This is a genomic window from Streptomyces sp. SAS_281, assembly GCF_052542855.1.
Genome location: NZ_JBMNDO010000060.1, coordinates 1 through 23,986 on the forward strand (window position 1 = coordinate 1; position 23,986 = coordinate 23,986).

Consider the following 23,986-nt stretch of genomic DNA (forward strand, 5'->3'; position numbering starts at 1 on the left):
TGATATCGAAGTCGCGTTGGCGTGGGGGCTCGCCACTTGGTGTGGTGAACACCTCGGCCCCGGGCAGGTCAGACGTTGACGCCGAAGTCCTGCGCGATGCCGCGCAGACCGGAGGCGTAGCCCTGGCCGATGGCGCGGAACTTCCACTCCGCGCCGTTGCGGTACAGCTCGCCGAAGACCATGGCGGTCTCGGTCGAGGCGTCCTCGGACAGGTCGTAGCGCGCGAGCTCGCTGTTGTCGGCCTGGTTGACGACGCGGATGTACGCGTTGCGGACCTGGCCGAAGCTCTGCTGGCGGCTCTCGGCCTCGTAGATCGAGACCGGGAAGACGATCTTGTCGACGTCGGCCGGGACCGTGGCCAGGTTGACGTTGATGACCTCGTCGTCGCCCTCGCCCTCACCGGTGAGGTTGTCACCGGTGTGCTCGACGGAGCCGTCGGGGCTCTTGAGGTTGTTGAAGAAGACGAAGTTGCCGTCGTTGGCGACCTTGCCCTCGGCGTTCGTCAGCAGAGCACTGGCGTCGAGGTCGAAGTCCCCGCCGGTGGTGGTACGGGCGTCCCAGCCGAGACCCACGATGACCGCGGTCAGGTTGGGCGCGGCCTTGGTCAGCGAGACGTTGCCGCCCTTGCTGAGGCTGACTCCCACGAGTCCTCCCATTGGTTTCTTGGGGGCCGGCCGGTGCCGGCGCCTCCACGTCGTGTTGACATCCGGTCAACGAGTGGATCCTAGTGACCGGTTCCCGGCCGAAACAGGCTTTCCGCCCCGGGTCGGCCCGCGATCCGTCCGAAGCCGGATCAGAGGGTGCCGAGCGCCTTGACGTAATCGTTGAGGTCGCGCGCGTCGGGCAGGCCGTTGACGACCGTCCAGCGCACCACGCCCTCCTTGTCGATGATGAAGGTGCCGCGCACCGCGCAGCCCTTCTCCTCGTCGAAGACGCCGTAGGCCCGCGAGGTCTCGCCGTGCGGCCAGAAGTCGGAGAGCAGCGGGTACTCCAGACCCTCCTGCTCGGCGAAGACGCGCAGGGTGTGGATCGAGTCGTTGGACACGGCCAGCAGCTGCGTGTCGTCGTTCTCGAACGTGGGCAGCTCGTCGCGGAGCGCGCACAGCTCGCCCGTGCAGACGCCGGTGAAGGCGAACGGGTAGAACAGCAGCACCACGTTCTTCTCGCCACGGAAATCAGAGAGCTTCACGGTCCGGCCGTGGTTGTCCTTCAGCTCGAAATCCGGGGCCTGGGTGCCGACCTCGATCGCCATGAAAACGCGTCCCTTCGCTACGTCACCGGGCTGGGCTGTCCGGGTGACCCCCACCCTACGCAGACCCCCCGGGCGCCCGTGCGGCACCCGGGAAAGCTTCCCGCGTACGCGCGGATCAAGCCAACGGGTATCCGGGACACGGATGTGCGAGCCGGACGTACGAAGGCCCCCGGCCGGCGTGATGCCTGTCGGGGGCCTTCAGGGGTTGGTGGGGTCAGCGCTTGGCCTTGGCCGCTTTGGGCGTGACGAGACGGCTTCCCGACCAGTCCTTGCCCGCGCTGACGCTCTTGGTCTGGGCGAGCCCGGCGGTCTGGGCGGCCTCGTTGATGTCGCTCGGCTCGACGTATCCGTCGCGGCCGGTCTTGGGCGTCATCAGCCAGACCACACCGCCGTCCTCGAGCAGACCGATGGCATCCACCAGCGCGTCCGTAAGGTCGCCGTCCTCGTCGCGGAACCACAGCAGGACGACATCAGCGATGTCGTCGTAGTCCTCATCGACGAGGTCCTGGCCGGTAATGGCCTCAATGCCCTCACGGAGCTCCAGCTCGACGTCGTCGTCGTAGCCGATCTCCTGGACCACCTGTCCGGGCTCGAACCCCAGGCGTGTCGCCGGGTTGGTCCGCTCCTCCGCGTGGTCCGCGGTCGCGCTCACGGGTTGCCTCCTGATCATGTTTCGGAAAATGCTTCAGCCACGCGCGTGCGCGGGGCGTTGGCCGTAGTCCACACGGGAGCGGCGGATCGCGCAAGTACCCAGCGTACGAGACCGCCTAAACGGTGACGTTTCCTGCCACGTCGCCGCCCTTCAGGCAGCCCTTCTGCGAGGGCTTCGCGTCCTCCTCCACTCCTGTCGCGTCCTACGTCCTTGGACAGCTTATGCCGTTTCGGTCCGGCATTCGGAGCCGAGCAGCTTTTGGGAACACTTGCACGCCTTGGGCGTATGGTTGCGTTCCGTCCCTTCTCGCCCCGCCTGCCCCACCCTGTCCGAGACCTTCTGCCTGCACCGATACCCACTCGGCGGCCGTCCATCCGCCCCGGCGGAACCGGGCGGGGGACGCGTTCGGGGTTACCTCTCGGTAGAGATGACGTACGCGTTTCAGCGGTACACGATGGGTTGGCGTACACGTACCTCTCGTCCGGGGGCAGGACTCCCGTAACAGGCCCCGAAGCGCAGCACCGAACAGCGAAGGAACAGCGTGGCTTCCGGATCCGATCGCAACCCGATCATCATTGGCGGCCTTCCGAGCCAGGTCCCGGATTTTGATCCCGAAGAGACCCAGGAATGGCTCGACTCCCTCGACGCCGCCGTCGACGAGCGCGGCCGTGAGCGGGCCCGCTATCTCATGCTCCGGCTCATCGAGCGAGCGCGCGAGAAGCGCGTCGCCGTGCCGGAGATGCGCAGCACGGACTACGTCAACACGATCGCCACGAAGGACGAGCCGTTCTTCCCCGGCGACGAGGAGATCGAGCGCAAGATCCTCAACGCGACCCGCTGGAACGCGGCCGTGATGGTCTCGCGCGCCCAGCGACCGGGGATCGGCGTGGGCGGTCACATCGCCACCTTCGCCTCCTCGGCCTCGTTGTACGACGTCGGCTTCAACCACTTCTTCCGGGGCAAGGACGACGGTCTGGGCGGCGACCAGATCTTCTTCCAGGGGCACGCCTCGCCCGGGATCTACGCCCGCGCCTTCCTGCTGGACCGGTTGAGCGAGGCGCAGCTCGACGCGTTCCGCCAGGAGAAGTCGAAGGCGCCGAACGGGCTGTCCAGCTATCCGCATCCGCGGCTGATGCCGGACTTCTGGGAGTTCCCGACGGTGTCGATGGGCCTCGGCCCGCTCGGCGCGATCTACCAGGCGCGGATGAACCGGTACATGGAGGCGCGCGGCATCGCCGACACGTCGAACTCGCATGTGTGGGCGTATCTCGGTGACGGCGAGATGGACGAGCCGGAGTCGCTCGGCCAACTGTCCATCGCCGCGCGCGAGGGCCTGGACAACCTGACCTTCGTCGTCAACTGCAACCTCCAGCGCCTCGACGGCCCGGTGCGCGGCAACGGCAAGGTCATCCAGGAGCTGGAGTCCCAGTTCCGGGGCGCCGGGTGGAACGTGATCAAGCTGGTCTGGGACCGGTCCTGGGACCCGCTGCTGGCGCAGGACCGCACCGGCATCCTGGTCAACAAGCTGAACACGACGCCGGACGGGCAGTTCCAGACGTACGCGACGGAGACCGGCGCGTACATCCGGGAACACTTCTTCGGGGACGACCCGAGGCTGCGCGAGATGGTCAAGGACATGACCGACCAGCAGATCCTGCACCTGGGGCGCGGCGGTCACGACCACCGCAAGGTGTACGCGGCCTATGCGGCGGCCAAGGCCCACAAGGGCCAGCCGACGGTGATCCTGGCGCAGACGGTCAAGGGCTGGACCCTCGGGCCGAACTTCGAGGGGCGCAACGCGACCCACCAGATGAAGAAGCTCACCGCCGAGGATCTGAAGCGCTTCCGGGACCGGCTGCACATCCCGATCGCCGACAAGGAGCTGGAGGACGGCAACCCGCCGTACTACCACCCGGGCCGCGGCTCGGAGGAGATCCAGTACATGCACGACCGCCGCAAGGGCCTGGGCGGCTACGTCCCGACCCGGGTGGTGCGCGCGAAGCCCCTGCCGCTGCCCGAGGACAAGACGTACGCGGCGGCGAAGAAGGGCTCGGGTCAGCAGTCGATCGCCACCACCATGGCGTTCGTCCGCATCCTGAAGGACCTCATGCGGGACAAGGAGATCGGCAAGCGCTTCGTGCTGATCGCGCCCGACGAGTACCGCACCTTCGGCATGGACGCCTTTTTCCCGAGCGCGAAGATCTACAACCCGCTCGGCCAGCAGTACGAGTCGGTCGACCGCGATCTGCTGCTCGCGTACAAGGAGTCGCCGACCGGGCAGATGCTGCACGACGGCATCTCGGAGGCGGGCTGCACGGCCTCGCTGATCGCCGCGGGCTCCGCCTACGCGACGCACGGCGAGCCGCTGATCCCGGTGTACGTCTTCTACTCGATGTTCGGCTTCCAGCGCACCGGTGACCAGTTCTGGCAGATGGCGGACCAGCTGGCGCGCGGCTTCGTGCTGGGCGCGACCGCCGGCCGGACGACGCTGACCGGCGAGGGGCTCCAGCACGCCGACGGGCACTCGCAACTGCTGGCGTCGACCAACCCGGCCTGCGTGGCCTACGACCCGGCGTTCGGGTTCGAGATCGCGCACATCGTGCAGGACGGTCTGCGCCGGATGTACGGCGGGACCCCCGAGGAGAACGAGGACGTCTTCTACTACCTCACCGTCTACAACGAGCCGATCCAGCACCCGGCGGAGCCCGCCGATGTCGACGTCGAGGGCATCCTGAAGGGCGTCTACCGCTACAGCGGCGGGGAGAGGGGCGAGATCCCGGCCCAGATCCTGGCTTCCGGTGTGGCGGTGCCATGGGCGGTCGAGGCGCAGCGCATCCTCGCCGACGAGTGGAACGTGAAGGCGGACGTCTGGTCGGCGACCTCCTGGAACGAACTGCGGCGCGAGGCCGTGGACGTGGAGCGGTACAACCTGCTGCACCCGGAGGAGGAGCAGCGCGTGCCGTACGTGACGCGCAAGCTGTCCGGGGCGCAGGGGCCGTTCGTGGCGGTGTCGGACTGGATGCGGTCCGTGCCGGACCAGATCGCCCGCTGGGTGCCCGGGGCGTACCAGTCGCTGGGCGCGGACGGGTTCGGGTTCGCTGACACGCGGGGCGCGGCGCGGCGGTACTTCCACATCGACGCGCAGTCGATCGTGCTCGCGGTGCTCACGGAGCTGGCGAAGGACGGGAAGGTGGACCGGTCGGCGCTGAAGACGGCGGTGGACCGCTACGAGCTGCTGGACGTGGCCTCGGCCGATCCGGGGGCCGCGGGCGGCGACGCGTAACACGGGCGCGGAGACCGGCCCGGTGCGGGGCGGTGGGACCCGGGGAGGGTGCCGCCGCCCCGCGGCGCGTCCGGAGCCGGTCAGCTCTCCCACACCTTGAAGGCGCGCACCTGGTAGGGCGAACGCGGCAGCCAGGTGCCGCCGCCCGGGTACGTCTCGAACTCACCGGTTTCCGCGCACTCGGCGGACTGATAGGTGGTGACGGGCCGGCCGGTGCGGTTGGCGAGGGCCTGGGCGGTGGTGCCGGATGGCAGCGGGACGCAGCTCTCGATGTCGATGGTGGACAGCTCATGGGTCTGCCGGGCGCCGGTGAAGTCGGGCTTCGCCCAGAGGCACAGCTGCCCGCTCCCGCATTCCCCGAGCCGGACGGGCGCGGCGGGTGCGGAGGCCCGGGCGGGTGCGGAGGCCCCGGCGGGTGCGGACAGGAACAGGGCGGTGACGGCCAGGACGGCTGCGGCGACGGTCGTACGCATGTGAGTGGAACCCCCGTGTGATGGACGTGTGATGGACATGCCGTGAGGAACTGCTGATGCGGGGCGTCCACCGATGTGGATCTCCCGGCACCCACCTTGCTTGGTTACGGAGAGTAATCGGAAGGGTCGGAGCCCGACTTCACTCCGAAAGGTGACAACCCCCACAGGGTTGACGCGAACGGTGCGGAGCGTGCCGCAAGGCCGTACGCAGGGTGAGGCGATCACGGTGTCCTTCCGCACAGTCGAGTGATCTGGGTCACCCTGCTCCCGAACGGGCTCCACCCGTCTCCTAGGGTGGTCCGGAGTGACTTCCTTCGACTCCTCCCCCACGCTCACCGCCTGGCGCGCCCTGCTCGCCGTAGCGGTCGTTTTCGTGATGCTCGCGACGACCGGCTGGACCGCTGTGCACCACCAGCGCTCCGGCGACTCCCGCGCGCTCGCGCTGGCCGCCTGGGCCAAGGGGTCGATAGCGGGCCAGCCGCTGCCGGACGCCGACACCGCGCCGTACAAGCTGGCCCACTTCTTCGCCACGCTGACACCGGGGCAGCGCGCGCACCTCGCCGACAGATACCCGCTCGTCGTGGGGAACCTCAACGGCGCCCCGGTCACCACGCGTTACCGCGCGAACCGGCGGGCGATCGGGCAGGCCGGTGCGATCGAACGCCAACGCGTCCACGACACCAGACTCTCCGCGTCCGGCCGCGCCGAGGCCCAGCACCGGCTGGACCGATTCCGCTCGATGCTCGCCCGGGACCGCCACTTCCTGGCGTTCGACCCGTCGGGGCGCGGGCTCGCCGCCGAGGTCTTCGGCGACCTGGACCGGGCACGGCGCATCTCGCTCGTCGTGCCCGGCGTCGACACGAATCTGCTGACCCTGGAACGCACCGGCGCCAAGACCAACGCCGCGCCCGTCGGCATGGCCAAGTCGCTGTACGCCGCCGAGCGCGCCGCGAGCCCCGAGGCGCGCACCGCCGTCATCGCCTGGGCCGACTACACCACGCCCGTCGGCATCGGCATGGACGCCGCCCTCGGCAACCTCGCCGAGCGCGGGGCGGTCCGGCTCGACGCGCTCGTCCGGGCACTCCCGGGACCGGCCCCGGTCTCACTGTTCTGCCACAGCTACGGCTCCGTTCTGTGCGGGGTCGCCGCGAGCAGGCTGCCCGGCCGGGTCGAGGACATCGCCGTGGCCGGCAGCCCGGGCATGCGGGCGGACAACGCCGGACAGCTGCACACCCGGGCGCACGTGTGGGCGATGCGGGACAGCGGCGACTGGATCGAGGACGTGCCGAACCTGGAGTTCGGGGGCCTCGGACACGGTGCCGATCCGGTGGACCACGACTTCGGCGCCCGGGTCGTCTCGGCGGACGGCGCGCTCGGCCACAGCGGCTACTTCGAACCGGGCACCGAGAGCCTGGACAACTTCGCCGCGATCGGAGTTGGCGCATACACGTCGGTGACCTGCGCACCGGCCGACAGCACCTGCAACGACGGGGTGTACGCCAACGCGACAGCCTGACACGCGTAGAGACACCGCCTCCGGCCTCCGGAAGCGGTCGACTCCGAGAGGGGACGGGGCGGGCAAGTGCCGCATACGATGAGGCCCATGGGTGATGTGCTGGCCGGAATTCATGCCACCTGGGAGTTCGACGCCGACTCCGTGCTCATCCGCTACGAACGGGGTATCCGCACACCGAGACTCCTCCAGAGCCTCCGTGAGCGCCGCGTCCCGCACGCGGCGCTGTCGTCGGTGACGCTGACCCCGGGCAGGCGGGGCACGGTGGTGCTGCGCGCCGTCCCGCGCCCCGGGGCCGACCCGCTCCTGGAAGCCGCCGCCGGACAGCTGAAGGACGGCTGCGACCCGTACCGGCTGGTGCTCCCCGCCGCCCGCGAGACCCTGGCCGAGTACTACGCGGACGAGCTGCGGTCCTGCCTCGGCGCGGACTCGGGCGATCCCGCCGACCGTTTCCTGGTCGCGGCCCCGGAGGCCCCGATGCAGTTCAAGGCGTACGACGGGCGGGCCGGCTTCGACGGTGAGCGGATCTCCTTCCGCTGGTCCTGGACGGGCGCCTCGTCGGAGAAGTGGAAGGCCGGCGACCAGACGTTCCCGGTCACGGATCTGTGCGGGGTCGAGTGGCGCTCGCCGGAGGGCCTGGAGGGCTATCTGCGGCTGCTGCCCAGGGGCTCGGACACCGCGGTCCCCGCGTCCGGAGGGCTCACCGCTCCCGCGACGGGCGGGACGGCCACCGGCCTCCAGCCGGTGATACCCCGGCCCGCCCGGGCCGACCAGGACCCCGCGGCGGTGATCTTCGGGCTTGGCTACGGCCCGGTCCACGAGTCGCTGCCCTTCGCGGCGGCCGTCCTCGAATCCGTGCGCAGGAAGCAGTCCGCGTCCCCGGCCGCCGGCGCCCTCACCGCAGCCGCCCGGCGCGATCCGGCCGACATCGCGGAGCGCATCCACCACCTGGGGGAGCTGCACCGGGCCGGCCTGGTGACCGATGAGGAGTTCAGCGCCAAGAAGGCTCAGCTCCTGGCCGAGCTGTAGCCGGCCGCCGCCCGAGATGACCGAGCCGATACCCGCTTCCGCCCCCGCGCACACCACCGGTTCCCGGCGGTGGACGAGTTTCCTGCCGCAGGCCGCCGCCGTGCTCCTGACGGTGCTCTTCCTCCCCGTCACCCTGGCCAATCTCCTCGACCAGTACGGGCTCGGCGGCGCGGTCGCCACCACCCTCGCCGTCACCCAGGCCGGGCCCCTGCTGCTGATGGCGCACCGCCCTCTGTGGGCCTGGTGGATCGTCTTCCCGGCGGACGTCGCGGGCGCGCTGGTGCTCCTGGGGCAGCCGGCCCGCGAGTACGACGTGTGGCCGTGGCCGCCCGCGCCGCTCATCGCCCATCTCTTCCTGCTCCTCGCGCTGGCCCTGCGCAGGTCCCGGCGGGTTCTCGTCGCCGTCTGGCTGGCGATCGGGGCGGCGAGCCTCATCCTCCATCTGGTCCGCGCGGACCGCAGCGACGGCTCCGCGCTGCTGCTGCCCCTGTGCGCGGCCGTGGTGCTGGTGATCGGCGCGGCGGTACGGGAACGGCGCGTCGCGCAGCGCCGGCTCGCCGAGCAGGAGACCGTCAGCGAGGCGGAGCGCGCCCGGCGGACGCTGCTGGAGGAGCGGGCCAGGATCGCCCGGGAGCTGCACGACGTGGTCGCCCACCACATGTCCGTGATCACCGTCCAGGCGGACTCCGCGCCCTACCGGCTGCCGGAGCTGTCGGACGAGGCACGGGAGGAGTTCGGGACGATCGCGGCGAGCGCGCGGGAGTCGCTGGCCGAGATGCGGCGGCTGCTCGTGGTGCTGCGCGGTGACGGCGCGGAGGGCGAACGGGCCCCGCAGCCGGGGATCGACCGCTTGCAGCAGCTGGTGGAGTCGACGGTGCGGACGGGGCTTCCCGCCGAACTGTCGCTGGCCGCCGGTCTGGGTGACATACCGTCGGCCGTTGACTTGTCTGCGTACCGGATCGTGCAAGAGGCGCTGGCGAACGTGGTCCGGCACGCGCCGGGTGCCCGAACGCGGATCTCGGTCACCTCGGACGGCGGGCAGTTGACGGTGCTGGTCGTCAACGCCCCTCCGGAGCAGCGGGTTTCGCCGCTGGAGACGGCGGGAACGGGCCACGGTCTGATCGGGATGCGGGAGCGCGTACGGTTGACGGGCGGCTCACTGGACGCCGGGCCGCTGCCGGACGGGGGGTTCCGGGTCGCCGCGCGGCTGCCGCTGTCCCCGGCCGGGCCCGACGACGCCCCCTGAGTCCGGAGGAACCGTGACCATCCGTGTGATCATCGTCGACGACCAGGCCATGGTGCGGGCGGGTTTCGCCGCCCTGCTGGCGGCACAGGCGGACATCGACGTGGTCGGTGAGGCGCCGGACGGGCGCCAGGGCGTCGAGGTCAGCCGCCGTGTCCACCCGGACGTGGTCCTGATGGACGTGCGGATGCCCGAGATGGACGGCCTCGCGGCGGCTCGCGCGCTCCTCGACCCGCCGCCGGGCGTGGTCCACGTGCCCAGAGTGCTGATGCTGACCACGTTCGACGTGGACGACTACGTGTACGAGGCGCTGCGGGCCGGGGCGTCCGGCTTCCTGCTGAAGGACGCGCCCCCGGCGGACCTGATCGCGGCGGTCCGGGTGGTGGCGGCGGGCGACGCGCTGCTCGCCCCCTCCGTGACGCGCCGTCTGATCGCCGACTTCGCGAAGCAGGGGCCTGCGGCGGCGTCCCGGGGCGGGGCGACGCTGCGCCTCAACGGGCTGACGCCGCGCGAGACGGAGGTCCTGGAACTCATCGCGCGCGGCCTGTCGAACCAGGAGATCGCCGGAAAGCTGGTGCTCGCCGAACAGACGGTGAAGACGCACATCGGGCGCGTCCTGGCGAAACTGTCCCTGCGCGACCGGGCGCAGGCGGTGATCTTCGCGTACGAGGCGGGGCTCGTCGTCCCCGGCTCCGCCTGACGCGCCCGCCCCACCCCCTACCCGGGTATCACACGGCTTGGCCCCCCGGTGTGACGCCCGCGCACCCACCGCGTTCCTACCTTCCTCCCGTCGCGCCGAACGGCGTGCGGGGACCGGCCGGTTCGGCCGGAGAGGAAGGGCGGGGCGGATGAGGCGTTACGCGAGGACCCTGGTCGCGGCCGCGCTCGCGGTCACCGTGGTGTCGGGGACGGCGGGCTGGGTGTCGGGCAACGCCCAGCAGGCGGTCACGGGTCCGCCGCCGGGCACGGCCTCCTGGCGGGCCGACCACACGCTGGGCCGCGAACTGCCCGACCCGGAGGCCGATTCGCCCGCCGAAGTCGCCGCGTTCTTCGCGGGGTTGAACGAGGCGCAGCGACAGGCCCTGGCCGCACGGCATCCGCTCGTCGTCGGCAACCTCGACGGCGCCCCCGTCGAACTGCGCTACCGCGCCAACGCCCGTGCGCTGAGGGCGTCCCACGACTCCCGCTACGTCCACCTCGCCGAGGACCCGGCCCGCCGCTTCCTGGCGTTCGACCCGCGCGGCCGGGGCCAGGTCGCGGAGGTCTTCGGCGACCTGACGGCCGCTCGGCGGGTGTCCGTGGTGGTGCCCGGGTCCGACATCGACGCCGGCACGTTCGACCGTACGACCGATGTGTACGGCACCCCGGCCGGCATGGCCAGGTCGCTGTACGCCCGTACGGGGCCGGGCACCGCCGTGATCGCCTGGGCCGGGTACACCACACCGGTGGGCCTCGGGCTCGACGCGGCCCGGGGGACGCTGGCGGAGGCCGGCTCCGCGCGGCTGACCCGGTTCACGGACGGGCTGAGGGCCGCCGGGGCGCCCGTCGCCACGGTGTTCTGCCACAGCTACGGCTCGGTCGTCTGCGGCCTGGCCGCGCACCGGCTGCGCGTCGCCGACCTGGTGGTCCTCGGCTCGCCCGGGATGCGCGCGGACAGCGTGGCCGGTCTGCGCACCGGGGCGCGGGTGTGGGCGGCGAAGGACCCCGGCGACTGGATCGACAAGGTCCCGCACGTCGAGTTCGCCGGGCTCGGCCACGGCGCCGACCCCGCGTCGCCGGGGTTCGGCGCCCGCCGGGTGCCCGCGGACGACGCGCAGGGGCACACGGGGTACTTCGCCCCGGGGACGGAGTCGCTGCGCGCGTTCACGGCGATCGCGACCGGGGCGTACGACTACCGCCCCAGCTCCTCCGCCAACCCGACGATGACACCGGCCGGGCCGCGCAGGTAGCAGAGCAGGTAGCTGTCCTCGAAGCGCGCGACGGAACCGACGAGTTCGCCGCCGAGCGGGCGCAGCCGGGCGACGGTGTCCTCGATGTCGTCCACGGCGAACATCACGCGGTGCGTACCGAGCACGTTGTGCGGCCGGTCGCGCGGGGCGTCGATCGGCGCGGGGCTGAGGTACTTCGCCAGCTCCAGGCGGCTGTGCCCGTCCGGGGTCCGGAGCATGGCGATCTCGCAGTGGGTGCCGTCGAGCCCGGTGCACTGCTCGGCGAAGCCGCCCTGGACCTCGCCCTTGCCCTCCAGCTCCATGCCGAGTTCCCGGAAGAACGCGACGGCGGCGTCCAGGTCCTCGACCACGATGCCGACGTTGTCCATCCGCTTGATCGCCATGCGGCTGCCTCCTCTGTCGCTTCCTCCTACGGACGCTACCCCGCGCTACTCGCGGGCGAGGGAGGTCAGGCTCATGTCCTGGTAGCGGTCGCCCGCGACCTGCCCGGCGATCGGTTCGAGGAGGGCCAGCTCGTCGTCGGTGAGCGTGAGGCGGGTCGCGCCCACGTTCTCCAGGAGGCGGTGGCTCTTGCGGGTGCCCGGGATCGGGACCACGCCGATGCCGTGGACCTGGGCGCGCTGCTGCACCCAGGCGAGCGCGACCTGCCCGGCGGTCGCCCCGTGCGCGGCGGCGATCTTGCGGACGGGCTCCAGGAGCGCCGCGTTGGCCTTCGCGTTCTCGCCGGTCATGCGGGGCTGCGAGGCGCGGAAGTCGCCCGGGGCCAGTTCCTTGCCCGCGTCCGTGAAGGACCCGGTGAGGAAGCCCCGGCCCAGCGGGGAGTACGGGACGACCGTGACGCCCAGTTCGGCGGCGGCGGAGAGCGCGCTGCGCTCCACGTCCCGGCTGAAGAGGGACCACTCGGACTGGAGGGCGGCGATCGGGTGCACTGCGTGCGCCTCGCGCAGTTCGGCGCCGGTGACCTCGCTGAGCCCGAGCTGTTTGACCTTGCCCTCCCGGACCAGCTCGGCCATGGCGCCGACGGACTCCGCGAACGGGACGGCGCTGTCGTGGCGGTGCATGTAGTAGAGGTCGATCACGTCGGTGTCCAGGCGGCGCAGGCTCGCCTCGACGGCCTTGCGGATGTACGCGGGGCTGTTGTTGACGCCCCGGTAGTCGGGGTCCTCGTCGCGCCGCTCGATACCGAACTTGGTGGCGAGGGTGATCTCGTCGCGGTGCGCCCCGACGAACGGCGCGAGGAAGGTCTCGTTGGCGCCGCTGCCGTAGATGTCGGCGGTGTCGAAGAGGGTGACGCCCGCCGCCAGCGCCGTCTCCAGCGTCTCGCGGGCCGAAACCTCGTCGGTGTCGCCGTAGAACTCGCTGATGCCCATGCAGCCGAGGCCCTGGACCCCGACGCGGGGGCCGCCGCGGCCGAGTTCGACGGTGGCGATCTTGTTGTCAGTCATCAGGCACTGGGCCCTTCCGGCACCCTGCGGGCGCCCGCATAGAAGTCGATCTTGTAGTCCAGCACGGCCAGGGTGTCCTGGAGCTCCGCGATCCGCGTCCTCACGTCGCGGCGGGTCGCCTCCAGCAGTTCCTGCCGTTCCTCGAAGGTGTGGTCGCCCTCGCGTATGAGCTCGGCGTACCGGACCATGTGCGCGACCGGCATCCCGGTCAGCCGCAGCTTGGTGACGAAGGCGAGCCAGTCGAGGTCCCGGTTGCTGAAGCGGCGCTGACCGGTGTGCGACCGGTCGACGTGCGGCATGAGCCCGATCCGCTCGTACCAGCGCAGGGTGTGGGCGGTCAGCCCGGTGAACGCGGCGACCTCGCTGATCGTGTAGCGGTCCTGCCCGTCGGGGCGCGGGTGCGCCGAGGGGGCGGAGGCGCAGATATCGGTCCGGGTCGAAGTGGTCTCCATCACCGTCATGCCTCCACGCTATGACGTTGGAGTGCACTCGAAGCAAGCACCACCGGGTGCGGTTTCCGACAGACGGGCTACGGAATCTACTCTCGTACGCATGCAGAGCCTGGCGATGATCGAGAACTGGCCCGTCCCCACCGCCGCGGCGGCCGTCGTACGAGCGGACGGCACGGTCGCCGGTACGCACGGCCCGACCGCGCACCGCTTCCCGCTCGCCTCCGTCACCAAACCGCTCGCGGCGTACGCGGCGCTGGTGGCGTACGAGGAGGGCGCCGTGGAGCTGGACGAACCGGCGGGCCCCGAGGGCTCGACCGTGCGCCACCTCCTCGCCCACACCAGCGGCCTCGCGTTCGACGAGCACCGGGTGATGGCCCCGCCCGGCAACCGGCGCCTCTACTCCAACGCGGGCTTCGAGGTGCTGGGCGACCACATCGCGAAGACCACCGGGATCCCGTTCCCGGAATACGTCCGACAGGCGGTCCTGGAACCGCTCGGGATGACCGCGACCACCCTGGCCGGCTCCCCCGCGAAGGACGGCGTCTCCACGGTCGCCGACCTCGCGCGCTTCGCCGCCGAGGTGCAGGCCCCCCGCCTCCTCGACCCGCGCACCGTGCTCGCCGCGCAGACCGTCGTCCACCCGGGCCTGAAGGGCGTCCTCCCCGGCTACGGCCACCAGAACCCCAACGACTGGGGCCTCGGCTTCGAGATCCGCGACTCCAAGTCCCCGCACTGGACCGGCGCCTCCTCCTCCCCCGCGACCTTCGGCCACTTCGGGCAGTCGGGCACGTTCCTCTGGGTCGACCCGGCGGCGGGCGCGGCCTGCGTCGCGCTCACCGACCGGGCCTTCGGCCCGTGGGCGGTCGAGGTGTGGCCGCCGTTCACCGACGCGGTGCTGGCGGAGCTGGCGGGCTGAGCCGGGCCGGCCGCCCCGGTCAGCGGTCGTTCACCGTCGCCACCCGGCCCGCGTACCGCTGGGTCCAGCCGGTGCCGGTGTCGGCGGTGAGCACCACGTCGTAGTAGCCGTGCTCGGTGGGCCACTCCACGACCGCGGAGTGGCCGCCGGGGACGGTGACCTTACGGGTGCCGCCCGCGTAGTCGTTGGCCTCCAGGGTGTACCGGACGGGGTGGCGGCCGTCGTTGTGCAGCCCCAGGCGGACCACCGGACGCCGGCCCCGGACCAGCCGCGCCTCCACGCGCGGCAGGCCGATGCGGCGGGTGCTCGCGTCCTCGGGAACGACCTGCCCGGCGAAGGAGCGCAGGAACCCGTCGGGGCCGTACACCGAGAAGGCGTACCTGCCGTCGGTGGCGGTCGTGTCCCAGGTGTACGAGCGCGGGGCCGCCTCGCTCACCGTGTGCGGGATGTTCTCGAACGGGAGGTACCGGTCGGGGAAGACCTGGAGGCTCACCGCCTTGCCCTCCGGGCCGCCGGTCAGCGTCATGGCGGCGGTCACCGTGCCGGCGGCCCGGTCCTCGGTGAGCACGGCGTGCGGGTGGAAGGAGAGTCCGCGCGGCTCCATCCGGTCGCGGGGCGGCCTCGGCGGGGTGCCGGTGACCGGGTCGGCGATGACGACCGGGCCGGGTCGCGGGTGCGCGAAGTCGATCGCGCTGGTCAGGTCGCCGGCGATGGAGCGGCGCCACGGGGTGATGTTCGGGCAGGTGAACGGCTTGCCCAGATGCGCGGCCCAGGTCTCCAGGAACTTCACGGTCGAGGTGTGGTCGAAGACCTCCGAGGCGACGTAGCCGCCGCGCGTCCACGGGGAGACCAGCAGCATCGGGACGCGGGGCCCGAATCCGTACGGGGTGGTGCCGGAGTACTCGCCGGGGGTGCCCGCCTCCGGGCGCGGCGGCAGGACGTGGTCGAACTTCCCGTCGTTCTCGTCGTAGGTGATGATCACCAGGGTGTGGTTCCAGATGTCCTCGTTGCTCTGGAGCGTCTTCAGCACCTTGTTCATGTACCGCTCGCCGTGCACCGTGTCGAAGCCCGGGTGCTCGCTCCACGCGGCGGGCATGACCACCCAGGACACCTCGGGCAGCGGGTGCTCGGCGCCCGGCTCGCAGGCGGCGATCAGGTCGCGCAGGACGGCGTCCAGGTTGGCCTCGGAGTCGTCGTTGGGGGTGGTGGCGCCCGCGTAGACGAAGGAGTTGGCCTTCCAGACCTTTCCGGTGCCCGGTTCGAGCTCGGCCGGGTCGGCGGTGCGGGGGTCGAAGACGGCGAAGCTGTTGGTGACGTTGCAGCCGTACTCGCCGACGTACCCGCTCTGGAGGCTCTTGCCGACGCCGTTGCCGCTGTTGTCGGAGTAGACCCGCCAGTTGATGCCGGCCTGCTGGAGCTGTTCGGGGACGGTGGTCCAGCGGCGGGTGTAGTTGTTCTGCCCGGCGTTGCTGGTCTCGCCGCCGGCCGTGCCGCTCATCAGGTAGTAGCGGTTGGGGATGGTGGGTCCGTGCAGCGAGCAGAAGTTCATGTCGCAGACGGTGTACTGGGAGGCGAGCGAGTACATCCACGGCATGTAGTCGGGCGTGTAGTACCACATGCAGTGGTCGCCCTTGTCCTGCACCCAGGTGTCCCAGCGCCCGCCGTTGGCACCGTAGAAGTTGTGCTTGTCGCTCCAGGTGGCGGTCGAGACGGCGGGCGTCACGATGGCGCCGGCGGCGTCGCGCTGCTGGAAGACGGTGGTGCCGTCCTGGAACGTCAGGACCTGCTTGTCGTCGTGGCCGCGCGCCCCCTTCAGCTGGCCGAGGTAGTGGTCGAAGGAACGGTTCTCCTGCATGAGGATCACCACGTGCCTCAGGTCGGAGATATCGCCCTTGAAGCCTTTGGGCAGGCGGTATTCGGCCGCCTCGGCCTGCGCACCACCGACCGCGTCGGCCACCGGCCCGGCGGCGAGGGCGCCGAGCGACACGGCGGCCGTCCGCAACATCCGGCGACGGCTGATGCGCATCTCATTGGTGAGCTCGCCGGTGTCGTCGGCTTCGGTGTCCGAACACGGGATCTCGCTGATCTGAAGGGTCATCGGGGCACCTCTGGGGGAGAGTGGTTCACGAGGAGGAGGGACGTCTGCGCGCCTGCGAAAACTAGGCCGCCGGTGCGAACGGCGGGCGAACCGTGGACGTATTCCTGAGGCACCGGCAGATTCACATGGCCCCGCCACGCAGTCGAGATCCCGCACGGTGATAGCCGAAAGTCGTGCCCCGTTGGCCGGTCCACCGGTCTTGCCGGGACGCTGGCCGCCGGTCACGGACGGCCGCTACGCTCCCCGCCCATGACCGACGACACAGTCCGCGCCACCGCGTCCGACGTCCCCGCGCTCGCGGGCGTGCTGGCGAGCGCGTACGCCGAGGACCCGGTCTGGTCCTGGCTGATGCCCCGCGACCGCGACCGGCGGCTGCGGCTGCTGTTCACCGCGCACCTGGCACAGCAGATCCCGGCGGGCCGGGTGTGGACGGACGAGGACCGCACGGTGGCGGCCGTCTGGGCGGAACCCGGTGCCTGGAAGCTCCCGGCGAGCTACCTGCTGCGCAACGCGGGCACGCTGCTGCGGGCGAGCCGGGCGCAGCTCCCCCGCACGGCCGGGCGCTTGCTCGCCCTGGAGCACCGGCACCCGGCCGGCCCCGCGCACTGGTACGTCGAGTACATCGGCACCCACGCCGACGCACGCGGTACGGGACGCGGCTCGGTGGTCCTCGGCGGCCTGCTGGAACGGGCGGACGCGGACGGCCGCCCGGTCTTCCTGGAGTCGAGCAACAGCCGCAACCTCACCTTCTACCGCCGCCACGGCTTCGAGGTCCGCGAGGAGATGACGTTCCGGTCCGGGCCGCCGATGTGGTCGATGTGGCGGCGGTAGCCCGCCCCCGCCACCGCAATTTTCGTCACCCATCGTGTTTACGGGGCCGGTTTCCGGTTACGACACGTAGTGACAGACCGTCAGTACCCGACGGAAGGCAGGAACATGAACGCCCTCATCGTGCTGATCCTCGTCGCGGTCCTCGCCCCGCTCGCCTTCGTGGCCCTGGCCCCGAAGGTGCCCGCGCGGCGCAACGCGTTTCCCGGCCGGAGCAGCGGCCGGAGCCGTCGGCGCCCGGCGGCGGTGCGGCTGAGTGAGATCCCGCGCCAGCAGACCGACCGGCACCACGCCCGCTGACGCGGGCCGGTGGCCGGGGTGCCGGTCAGTCGCACAGCTCCCAGACCAGCACCTCGGCCGCGTCGGCGGCGACCAGTTCGAGACCCCGTTCAGCGGTGACGCGGGCCGCGTCGCCCGCCGCCAGCTCCTCGGCGCCGATGCGTACGGTCCCCCGCACCACGTGGACGTAGACCCGTGGGGCGTAGGGGACCTCCGCGCGCCCGCCCTCCGAGAGGCGGCGCACATGGAGCATGGCGCCTGCCTCGGGGAGGGCGTACGGGGTGGAGTCGGCGATGCCCGGGACGGTCGTGTACGAGGGCTCGCCGCCGGGCTCCAGGGGCGCGAGCCACATCTGAAGGAACGTCAGCGGGCGCTCGCCGTCGTTGCGTTCGACGTGGCGGACGCCGGACGCGGCGCTGAGGTGCTGGACGTCACCGGCCCGGACCACCGTGGCGTGGCCGGCCGAGTCGCGGTGCGTCAGCTCGCCCTCGACGACCCAGGTGACGATCTCCGTATGGCTGTGCGGGTGCTCCTCGAAGCCCGCGCCGGGTGCGAGGCATTCCTCGTTGCAGGCGAGGACCGGGCCGAAGCGGAGGTTGTCGGGGTCGTAGAAGGTGCCGAAGGAGAACGAGTGGCGGGACGCGATGCCGGCCGCCGCGTCCCCGCCCTCGAACCGGTCGCCCGCGCGGTGTACGGAAATCACCCGTCCACGGTAGCCCGCCGGCCCTCGCGCGGCCCCGCCCGCGGCGGAACCGGCCCGCCATCGGGCCCGCGGAGCGCCGGAGGGCCCCGGAAACCCTTGCTCCGCGCCCCGGACCCGGCCGCCACCGGCCCCGGCCATCCGGACGCGCGGCCGGATAGGGCAGTCTTGTGCACGTGCCCCGACCCGATCCTGAGCAGCCCGCTGCGAACGACGCCCACCTCCATGCCGCGACCCTGAAGCGGCTTGAGCAGTCCTCCGGCCGGCTGGCCGCGAACGCGATCGCCCGCATGGACGAGTCGCTGCCGTGGTACCGGGCGATGCCCCCGGAGAACCGGTCCTGGATCGGCCTGGTCGCCCAGGCCGGTATCGCCGCGTTCACCGAGTGGTTCCGGCATCCGGAGACCCCGCAGGCGATCTCGACCGACGTCTTCGGGACCGCCCCGCGCGAGCTGACCCGGGCGATCACACTGCGGCAGACCGTCGAGATGGTGCGGACCACGATCGAGGTCATGGAGGCCGCGATCGACGAGGTCGCCGCGCCCGGCGACGAGTCGGTGCTGCGGGAGGCGCTGCTCGTGTACGCCCGCGAGATCGCGTTCGCGACCGCCCAGGTGTACGCGCAGGCGGCCGAGGCCCGGGGCGCCTGGGACGCCCGCCTCGAATCGCTCGTGGTGAACGCGGTGCTGTCCGGCGAGGCCGACGAGGGCGCCGTCTCCCGGGCCGCCGCCCTCGGCTGGAACTCCCCCGAGCACGTCTGCGTGCTGCTCGGCACCGCCCCGGACGGGGACAGCGAGCTGACCGTGGAGGCGATCCGGCGCGCCGCCCGGCACGCCAAGCTCCAGGTCCTCACCGGGGTGCTCGGCCACCGCCTGGTGGTCATCGCGGGCGGCAGCGACAACCCGCTCCAGGTGGCGAAGGCCCTGATCGGGCCGTACGCGGCGGGCCCCGTGGTGGCCGGGCCCGTGGTGGCGGACCTGCTGGCCGCGACCCGCTCCGCGCAGGCCGCGGCCGCCGGGCTGAAGGCGTGCGGAGCCTGGCAGGACGCGCCGAGGCCGGTGCTCGCGGACGATCTGCTGCCGGAGCGCGCGATGGCGGGCGACCCTGCCGCGCGCGAGCAGTTGGTGGAGGAGATCTACAGACCGCTGGAAGAGGCGGGCTCCGCGCTCCTGGAGACGCTGAGTGTGTATCTGGAGCAGGCGAGCAGCCTGGAGGGCGCGGCCAGGATGCTCTTCGTGCATCCCAACACCGTGCGCTACCGGCTTCGACGTGTGACAGACGTCACCGGCTGGTCACCTTCCGATGTGCGCTCGGCGTTCACTCTGCGAATCGCCCTGATCCTGGGGCGCCTGGCCGACCGGGATACGCAGTCCTAGACTTTTGTCGGACATCAACAATTCCCCCTACGGTTCTTCGTCCCTGTCCCCACGGGTGTTCCGGACCGTTCACAAGAGAGAGTGTGAGGGTGCTCGTACTCGTCGCTCCCGGCCAAGGCGCTCAGACGCCCGGCTTCCTGACTCCCTGGCTCGACCTCCCCGGTGCCACCGACCGCATCGCGGCCTGGTCCGACGCCATCGGGCTCGACCTCCTGCGCTACGGCACCGAGGCGGACGCGGAGGAGATCCGCGACACCGCGGTGGCCCAGCCGCTGCTGGTCGCCGCCGGTCTGCTGTCGGCCTCCGCGCTCGACGCCTCTCCGGACGTCGTCGCCGGCCACAGCGTCGGTGAGATCACCGCCGCCTCGTTCGCCGGTGTCATCGGCGAGGAGGCCGCGCTGCGCTTCGTCCGTACGCGCGGGCTCGCCATGGCCGAGGCCGCCGCGGTCACCGAGACCGGGATGGCGGCCCTGCTCGGCGGCGACCCCGAGGTCACCGTGGAGCACCTGGAGAAGCTCGGGCTGACCCCGGCGAACGTCAACGGGGCCGGCCAGATCGTCGCCGCGGGCACCGCCGCCCAGATCGCCGCGCTGACCGAGGACAAGCCGGAGGGTGTGCGCCGCGTGGTGCCCCTGAAGGTGGCCGGCGCCTTCCACACGCACCACATGGCGCCCGCCGTCGAGCGGCTGCGCGCCGCGGCCGGGGACCTGGACGTCTCAGAGCCCTCGGTGACGTACGTCTCGAACGCCGACGGCAAGACCGTCGCCACCGGCCACGAGGTCATCACCCGGATCGTCGGCCAGGTCGCGAACCCGGTCCGCTGGGACCTGTGCATGGAGACCTTCAAGGAGATGGGCGTCACCGCGCTCATCGAGGTCTGCCCCGGCGGCACGCTCACCGGCCTGGCGAAGCGGGCGCTGCCCGGCGTCCCGACCCTCGCGCTCAAGACCCCCGACGACCTCGACGCGGCCCGCGCGCTCATCTCTGAGCACGCGGGCGCCTAAGGAGCCCGAGAGCATGTCGAAGATCAAGCCAAGCCAGGGCGCTCCGTACGCGCGGATCATGGGTGTCGGCGGCTACCGCCCGACCCGGGTGGTGCCCAACGAGGTCATCCTGGAGACGATCGACTCGTCCGACGAGTGGATCCGTTCCCGCTCCGGTATCGCGACCCGCCACTGGGCCTCCGAGGAGGAGACCGTGGCCGCGATGTCCGTCGAGGCGTCCGGCAAGGCCATCGCGGATGCCGGGATCACCCCGGAGCAGATCGGCGCGGTCATCGTCTCCACCGTCTCGCACTTCAAGCAGACCCCGGCCATCGCGACCGAGATCGCCCACAAGGTCGGCGCGGGCAAGCCCGCCGCCTTCGACATCTCGGCCGGCTGCGCGGGCTTCGGCTACGGGCTGACCCTGGCCAAGGGCATGATCGTCGAGGGCTCGGCGGAGTACGTACTCGTCATCGGTGTGGAGCGGCTGAGCGACCTCACCGACCTGACCGACCGGGCCACGGCCTTCCTGTTCGGCGACGGCGCCGGGGCGGTCATCGTCGGCCCCTCCAAGGTGCCCGCCATAGGCCCGACGGTCTGGGGCTCCGAGGGCGACAAGTCCGAGACGATCAAGCAGACCGTGGCGTGGAACGACTTCCAGCTCGGCGATGTCACGAAGCTGCCCCTCAACGACCGCGGCGAGGTCAAGTTCCCCGCCATCACGCAGGAGGGCCAGGCGGTGTTCCGCTGGGCCGTCTTCGAGATGGCGAAGGTCGCCCAGCAGGCGCTGGACGCGGCCGGGATCTCCCCGGAAGACCTGGACGTCTTCATCCCGCACCAGGCCAACATGCGGATCATCGACTCGATGGTGAAGACGCTGAAGCTGCCGGAGAGCGTCACGGTCGCCCGTGACGTGGAGACCACCGGCAACACCTCCGCCGCCTCGATCCCGCTCGCCATGGAGCGGCTCCTGGCGACCGGTCAGGCCAAGAGCGGCGACACCGCGCTCGTCATCGGCTTCGGGGCGGGTCTCGTCTACGCCGCGACGGTCGTTACTCTCCCCTAGGCACACCGGGCTTTTCGCCCGGACGCCCGAACCCAGCAGAAATACATCGAAGGAGCGCCGAAATGGCCGCCACGCAGGAAGAGATCGTCGAGGGTCTCGCCGAGATCGTCAACGAGATCGCCGGTATCCCGACCGAGGACGTCAAGCTCGACAAGTCCTTCACGGACGACCTGGACGTCGACTCGCTGTCCATGGTCGAGGTCGTCGTCGCCGCCGAGGAGCGCTTCGACGTGAAGATCCCGGACGAGGACGTCAAGAACCTCAAGACCGTCGGCGACGCCGCGGACTACATCCTCAAGCACCAGGACTGATCCAGCCGGTTCGTGTGTCGCCACCCGGCGGTGGCGCCGCTGATTCACGACCCCCTACACGTGGAGAAGATTTTCCAGTGAACTCGACCAATCGCACCGTGGTCGTCACCGGTATCGGCGCAACCACTCCGCTGGGTGGCGATTCCGCATCGACCTGGGAAGGTCTGATGGCCGGGCGTTCCGGCGTCAAGCCTCTTGAGGGCGAACGTTTCGCCGAACTGCCTGTCCGGATCGCGGCCCTGGCGGCCGTCGATCCCGCTGACGTCCTGCCCCGTCCGCTCGCCCGCCGCCTGGACCGCTCGGCGCAGTTCGCGCTGATCGCGGCCCGCGAGGCGTGGGCGGACGCGGGCTTCACCGGCAAGGCCGGTGAGGACGAAACGATCCAGCCCGAGCGGCTGGGTTCGGTGATCGCCTCCGGTATCGGCGGCGTGATCACCCTGCTCGACCAGTACGACGTGCTCAAGGAGAAGGGCGTACGCCGCGTCTCCCCGCACACCGTGCCCATGCTCATGCCCAACGGCCCGGCCGCGAATGTCGGTATCGAGGTGAACGCCCAGGCGGGCGTCCACACCCCGGTCTCCGCCTGCGCCTCGGGTGCCGAGGCGATCGGGTACGCCGTCGAGATGATCCGCACCGGCCGCGCCGACGTGGTCCTCGCCGGCGGCACCGAGGCGGCGATCCACCCGCTGCCGATCGCCGCCTTCGCCAACATGATGGCGATGTCCAAGAGCAACGACGAGCCGGAGAAGGCTTCCCGCCCGTACGACGTGGGCCGCGACGGCTTCGTCCTCGGCGAGGGCGCCGGTGTCGTCGTCCTGGAGTCCGCGGAGCACGCGGCGAAGCGGGGCGCCCGGGTCTACTGCGAGGTGCTGGGCCAGGGCCTCTCGGCCGACGCCCACCACATCGCGCAGCCGGAGCCGACGGGTCGCGGTATCGCCGCGGCGATGCAGAACCTGCTGGACCAGACGGACCTCAAGCCGTCGGAGATCGCCCACCTGAACGCCCACGCGACGTCCACCCCGCAGGGTGACCTCGCGGAGGTCAAGGCGCTGCGCGCGGTGCTGGGCGAGGACCTGGACCACGTCGCGATCTCCGCGACGAAGTCGATGACGGGCCACCTGCTCGGCGGTGCGGGCGGCATCGAGACCGTGGCGACGGTCCTGGCGCTGCACCACCGGATGGCTCCGCCGACGATCAACGTGGACAACCTGGACGAGGAGATCGACGCGGACATCGTCCGGGAGGCGCCCCGGGCGCTGCCGGAGGGGCCGATCGCGGCGATCAACAACTCGTTCGGCTTCGGCGGCCACAACGTGGTGCTGGCGTTCCGTAGCGTCTGACGCGTGAAGCACGTCGCTTGTGCGTGAAGCCCGTGCCCCTGAGGGGGTGCGGGCTTCTGCTTGCCCCGGCCCCTCCGGCGATCGAGGAGCGCGGTCCGGGACGGCGCCCGGTCACACGACCTGGTGCAGCCAGCGGACGGGAGCGCCCTCGCCCGCATGGCGGAACGACTCCAGCTCGTCGTCCCACGGCTTGCCGAGGAGCTTGGCGATCTCCGCCGCCAGGTCCGTCTCGCCGCCCGCGGAACGGGCCAGCGCGGCGCGGAGGCGGTCCTCGGGGACCAGGATGTCGCCGTGCATGCCGGTGACGGCGTGGAAGATGCCCAGCGTGGGCGTCGAGCTGTAGCGCTCACCCTCCGCCGTGGGTGACGGCTCCGCCGTCACCTCGAAACGCAGCAGGTCCCAGCCGCGCAGCGCGGACGCCAGCTTGGACGCCGTGCCGGGCCGTGCCTGCCAGGAGAATTCGGAGCGCCAGGTGCCCGGCGCCGCCGGCTGTCTGATCCAGTCGAGCTGCACCCGCCCGCCGAGGACTCCCGCCACCGCCCATTCGACGTGTGGGCAGAGCGCGCGCGGCGCGGAGTGAACGTACAGGACTCCACGTGTCGTCACCGGGACCTCCAGTGTGGGACGAGGTTCGCCTTCCCCAGCGGCCTGTCATCAGTAAACATCATCGGGAGATATTCTCCGGAAAAGCGACAGTATGTGACGCGGTGTGATGTTCGGATGCCACCCGAGTGGAGCCGGGCGCCGCGCAAGCCACTGGTTCGACGGGGAAAAGCTACCGCGCCCCGGTGTCGGAGG

Annotated in this window: 24 protein-coding genes; 14 read left to right on the plus strand and 10 right to left on the minus strand. The window is 71.4% G+C overall.

Annotated features, from left to right (window positions below; translation table 11 throughout):
• Positions 1-68 precede the first annotated feature (68 nt).
• The 3 genes from ACN6LM_RS22265 to ACN6LM_RS22275 all read right to left on the minus strand — a co-directional run bounded on the left by ACN6LM_RS22265 (position 69) and on the right by ACN6LM_RS22275 (position 1,904).
• Positions 69-644, minus strand: coding sequence for a TerD family protein (locus ACN6LM_RS22265; RefSeq protein WP_164402590.1), 576 nt, complete (start codon positions 642-644; stop codon positions 69-71).
• Positions 645-793: 149 nt separating this feature from the next.
• Entirely contained in the window at positions 794-1,252 is a 459-nt protein-coding gene (locus ACN6LM_RS22270; RefSeq protein ID WP_164402589.1) for a peroxiredoxin, read from the minus strand.
• Positions 1,253-1,466: 214 nt separating this feature from the next.
• Positions 1,467-1,904, minus strand: coding sequence for a DUF3052 domain-containing protein (locus ACN6LM_RS22275; RefSeq protein WP_445067136.1), 438 nt, complete (start codon positions 1,902-1,904; stop codon positions 1,467-1,469).
• A 541-nt stretch (positions 1,905-2,445) separates the two neighbouring features.
• Between ACN6LM_RS22275 and aceE the strand changes: the two genes are divergently transcribed.
• Entirely contained in the window at positions 2,446-5,187 is a 2,742-nt protein-coding gene (aceE, locus tag ACN6LM_RS22280; RefSeq protein ID WP_445067137.1) for a pyruvate dehydrogenase (acetyl-transferring), homodimeric type, read from the plus strand.
• Positions 5,188-5,267: 80 nt separating this feature from the next.
• On the opposite strand, the gene ACN6LM_RS22285 is transcribed toward aceE, so the two are convergent.
• Positions 5,268-5,660 (minus strand): peptidase inhibitor family I36 protein, encoded by a 393-nt coding sequence (locus ACN6LM_RS22285; protein WP_445067138.1) that lies wholly within the window; start codon positions 5,658-5,660, stop codon positions 5,268-5,270.
• Between the two features lie 304 nt (positions 5,661-5,964).
• Between ACN6LM_RS22285 and ACN6LM_RS22290 the strand changes: the two genes are divergently transcribed.
• From ACN6LM_RS22290 to ACN6LM_RS22310, 5 genes are all read left to right on the plus strand, one after another.
• The gene (locus ACN6LM_RS22290; RefSeq protein ID WP_445067139.1) at positions 5,965-7,176 is read left to right on the plus strand and encodes an alpha/beta hydrolase; all 1,212 of its coding nucleotides are present in this window, start codon (positions 5,965-5,967) and stop codon (positions 7,174-7,176) included.
• 87 nt (positions 7,177-7,263) lie between these two features.
• Entirely contained in the window at positions 7,264-8,202 is a 939-nt protein-coding gene (locus tag ACN6LM_RS22295; RefSeq protein ID WP_445067140.1) for a DUF4429 domain-containing protein, read from the plus strand.
• A 16-nt stretch (positions 8,203-8,218) separates the two neighbouring features.
• Positions 8,219-9,448: a sensor histidine kinase gene (locus tag ACN6LM_RS22300; protein WP_445067141.1), complete on the plus strand. Its 1,230-nt coding sequence runs from the start codon at positions 8,219-8,221 to the stop codon at positions 9,446-9,448.
• Positions 9,449-9,461: 13 nt separating this feature from the next.
• Positions 9,462-10,145 carry a response regulator gene (locus ACN6LM_RS22305; RefSeq protein WP_445067142.1) on the plus strand — a complete coding sequence of 228 codons (684 nt, stop codon included), beginning with the start codon at positions 9,462-9,464 and terminating at the stop codon, positions 10,143-10,145.
• 148 nt (positions 10,146-10,293) lie between these two features.
• Positions 10,294-11,394, plus strand: a complete 1,101-nt coding sequence (locus ACN6LM_RS22310; protein ID WP_445067143.1) for an alpha/beta hydrolase — start codon at positions 10,294-10,296, stop codon at positions 11,392-11,394.
• Here the strand turns inward: ACN6LM_RS22310 and ACN6LM_RS22315 are convergent.
• The 3 genes from ACN6LM_RS22315 to ACN6LM_RS22325 are packed head-to-tail and all read right to left on the minus strand — an operon-like array spanning position 11,337 to position 13,300.
• Positions 11,337-11,777 (minus strand): VOC family protein, encoded by a 441-nt coding sequence (locus ACN6LM_RS22315; RefSeq protein ID WP_445067144.1) that lies wholly within the window; start codon positions 11,775-11,777, stop codon positions 11,337-11,339. The two genes, ACN6LM_RS22310 and ACN6LM_RS22315, sit on opposite strands and share 58 nt — an antisense overlap.
• Before the next feature lie 45 nt (positions 11,778-11,822).
• Positions 11,823-12,839, minus strand: a complete 1,017-nt coding sequence (locus ACN6LM_RS22320) for an aldo/keto reductase (protein WP_445067145.1) — start codon at positions 12,837-12,839, stop codon at positions 11,823-11,825.
• Positions 12,839-13,300: a MerR family transcriptional regulator gene (locus ACN6LM_RS22325; RefSeq protein WP_445067146.1), complete on the minus strand. Its 462-nt coding sequence runs from the start codon at positions 13,298-13,300 to the stop codon at positions 12,839-12,841. Before ACN6LM_RS22325 ends, ACN6LM_RS22320 begins: the two co-directional genes overlap by 1 nt.
• Positions 13,301-13,391: 91 nt before the next feature.
• Here ACN6LM_RS22325 and ACN6LM_RS22330 point away from each other — a divergent pair, with 91 nt between their 5' ends.
• Positions 13,392-14,207, plus strand: coding sequence for a serine hydrolase domain-containing protein (locus tag ACN6LM_RS22330; RefSeq protein ID WP_445067147.1), 816 nt, complete (start codon positions 13,392-13,394; stop codon positions 14,205-14,207).
• Between the two features lie 19 nt (positions 14,208-14,226).
• Here the strand turns inward: ACN6LM_RS22330 and ACN6LM_RS22335 are convergent, their stop codons facing one another.
• Positions 14,227-16,305: an alkaline phosphatase family protein gene (locus ACN6LM_RS22335; RefSeq protein ID WP_445067148.1), complete on the minus strand. Its 2,079-nt coding sequence runs from the start codon at positions 16,303-16,305 to the stop codon at positions 14,227-14,229.
• A gap of 249 nt (positions 16,306-16,554) precedes the next feature.
• Here ACN6LM_RS22335 and ACN6LM_RS22340 point away from each other — a divergent pair, with 249 nt between their 5' ends.
• Entirely contained in the window at positions 16,555-17,136 is a 582-nt protein-coding gene (locus tag ACN6LM_RS22340) for a GNAT family N-acetyltransferase (RefSeq protein WP_445067149.1), read from the plus strand.
• Positions 17,137-17,241: 105 nt separating this feature from the next.
• Positions 17,242-17,433: a hypothetical protein gene (locus ACN6LM_RS22345; protein WP_445067150.1), complete on the plus strand. Its 192-nt coding sequence runs from the start codon at positions 17,242-17,244 to the stop codon at positions 17,431-17,433.
• 25 nt (positions 17,434-17,458) lie between these two features.
• On the opposite strand, the gene ACN6LM_RS22350 is transcribed toward ACN6LM_RS22345, so the two are convergent.
• Entirely contained in the window at positions 17,459-18,115 is a 657-nt protein-coding gene (locus tag ACN6LM_RS22350; protein WP_445067151.1) for a pirin family protein, read from the minus strand.
• A 173-nt stretch (positions 18,116-18,288) separates the two neighbouring features.
• Between ACN6LM_RS22350 and ACN6LM_RS22355 the strand changes: the two genes are divergently transcribed.
• The 5 genes from ACN6LM_RS22355 to fabF all read left to right on the plus strand — a co-directional run bounded on the left by ACN6LM_RS22355 (position 18,289) and on the right by fabF (position 23,188).
• Positions 18,289-19,488 carry a PucR family transcriptional regulator gene (locus ACN6LM_RS22355; protein ID WP_177154061.1) on the plus strand — a complete coding sequence of 400 codons (1,200 nt, stop codon included), beginning with the start codon at positions 18,289-18,291 and terminating at the stop codon, positions 19,486-19,488.
• Between the two features lie 89 nt (positions 19,489-19,577).
• Positions 19,578-20,492, plus strand: coding sequence for an ACP S-malonyltransferase (locus ACN6LM_RS22360; protein WP_445067152.1), 915 nt, complete (start codon positions 19,578-19,580; stop codon positions 20,490-20,492).
• A gap of 13 nt (positions 20,493-20,505) precedes the next feature.
• Positions 20,506-21,537 (plus strand): ketoacyl-ACP synthase III, encoded by a 1,032-nt coding sequence (locus ACN6LM_RS22365; RefSeq protein WP_445067153.1) that lies wholly within the window; start codon positions 20,506-20,508, stop codon positions 21,535-21,537.
• A gap of 62 nt (positions 21,538-21,599) precedes the next feature.
• Positions 21,600-21,848, plus strand: coding sequence for an acyl carrier protein (locus ACN6LM_RS22370; protein ID WP_164402572.1), 249 nt, complete (start codon positions 21,600-21,602; stop codon positions 21,846-21,848).
• Positions 21,849-21,925: 77 nt separating this feature from the next.
• Entirely contained in the window at positions 21,926-23,188 is a 1,263-nt protein-coding gene (fabF, locus tag ACN6LM_RS22375) for a beta-ketoacyl-ACP synthase II (RefSeq protein WP_445067154.1), read from the plus strand.
• 111 nt (positions 23,189-23,299) lie between these two features.
• Here fabF and ACN6LM_RS22380 read toward each other — a convergent pair whose 3' ends face one another.
• Positions 23,300-23,794: a DUF3145 family protein gene (locus tag ACN6LM_RS22380; protein ID WP_164402570.1), complete on the minus strand. Its 495-nt coding sequence runs from the start codon at positions 23,792-23,794 to the stop codon at positions 23,300-23,302.
• Between the last annotated feature and the right edge of the window lie 192 nt (positions 23,795-23,986).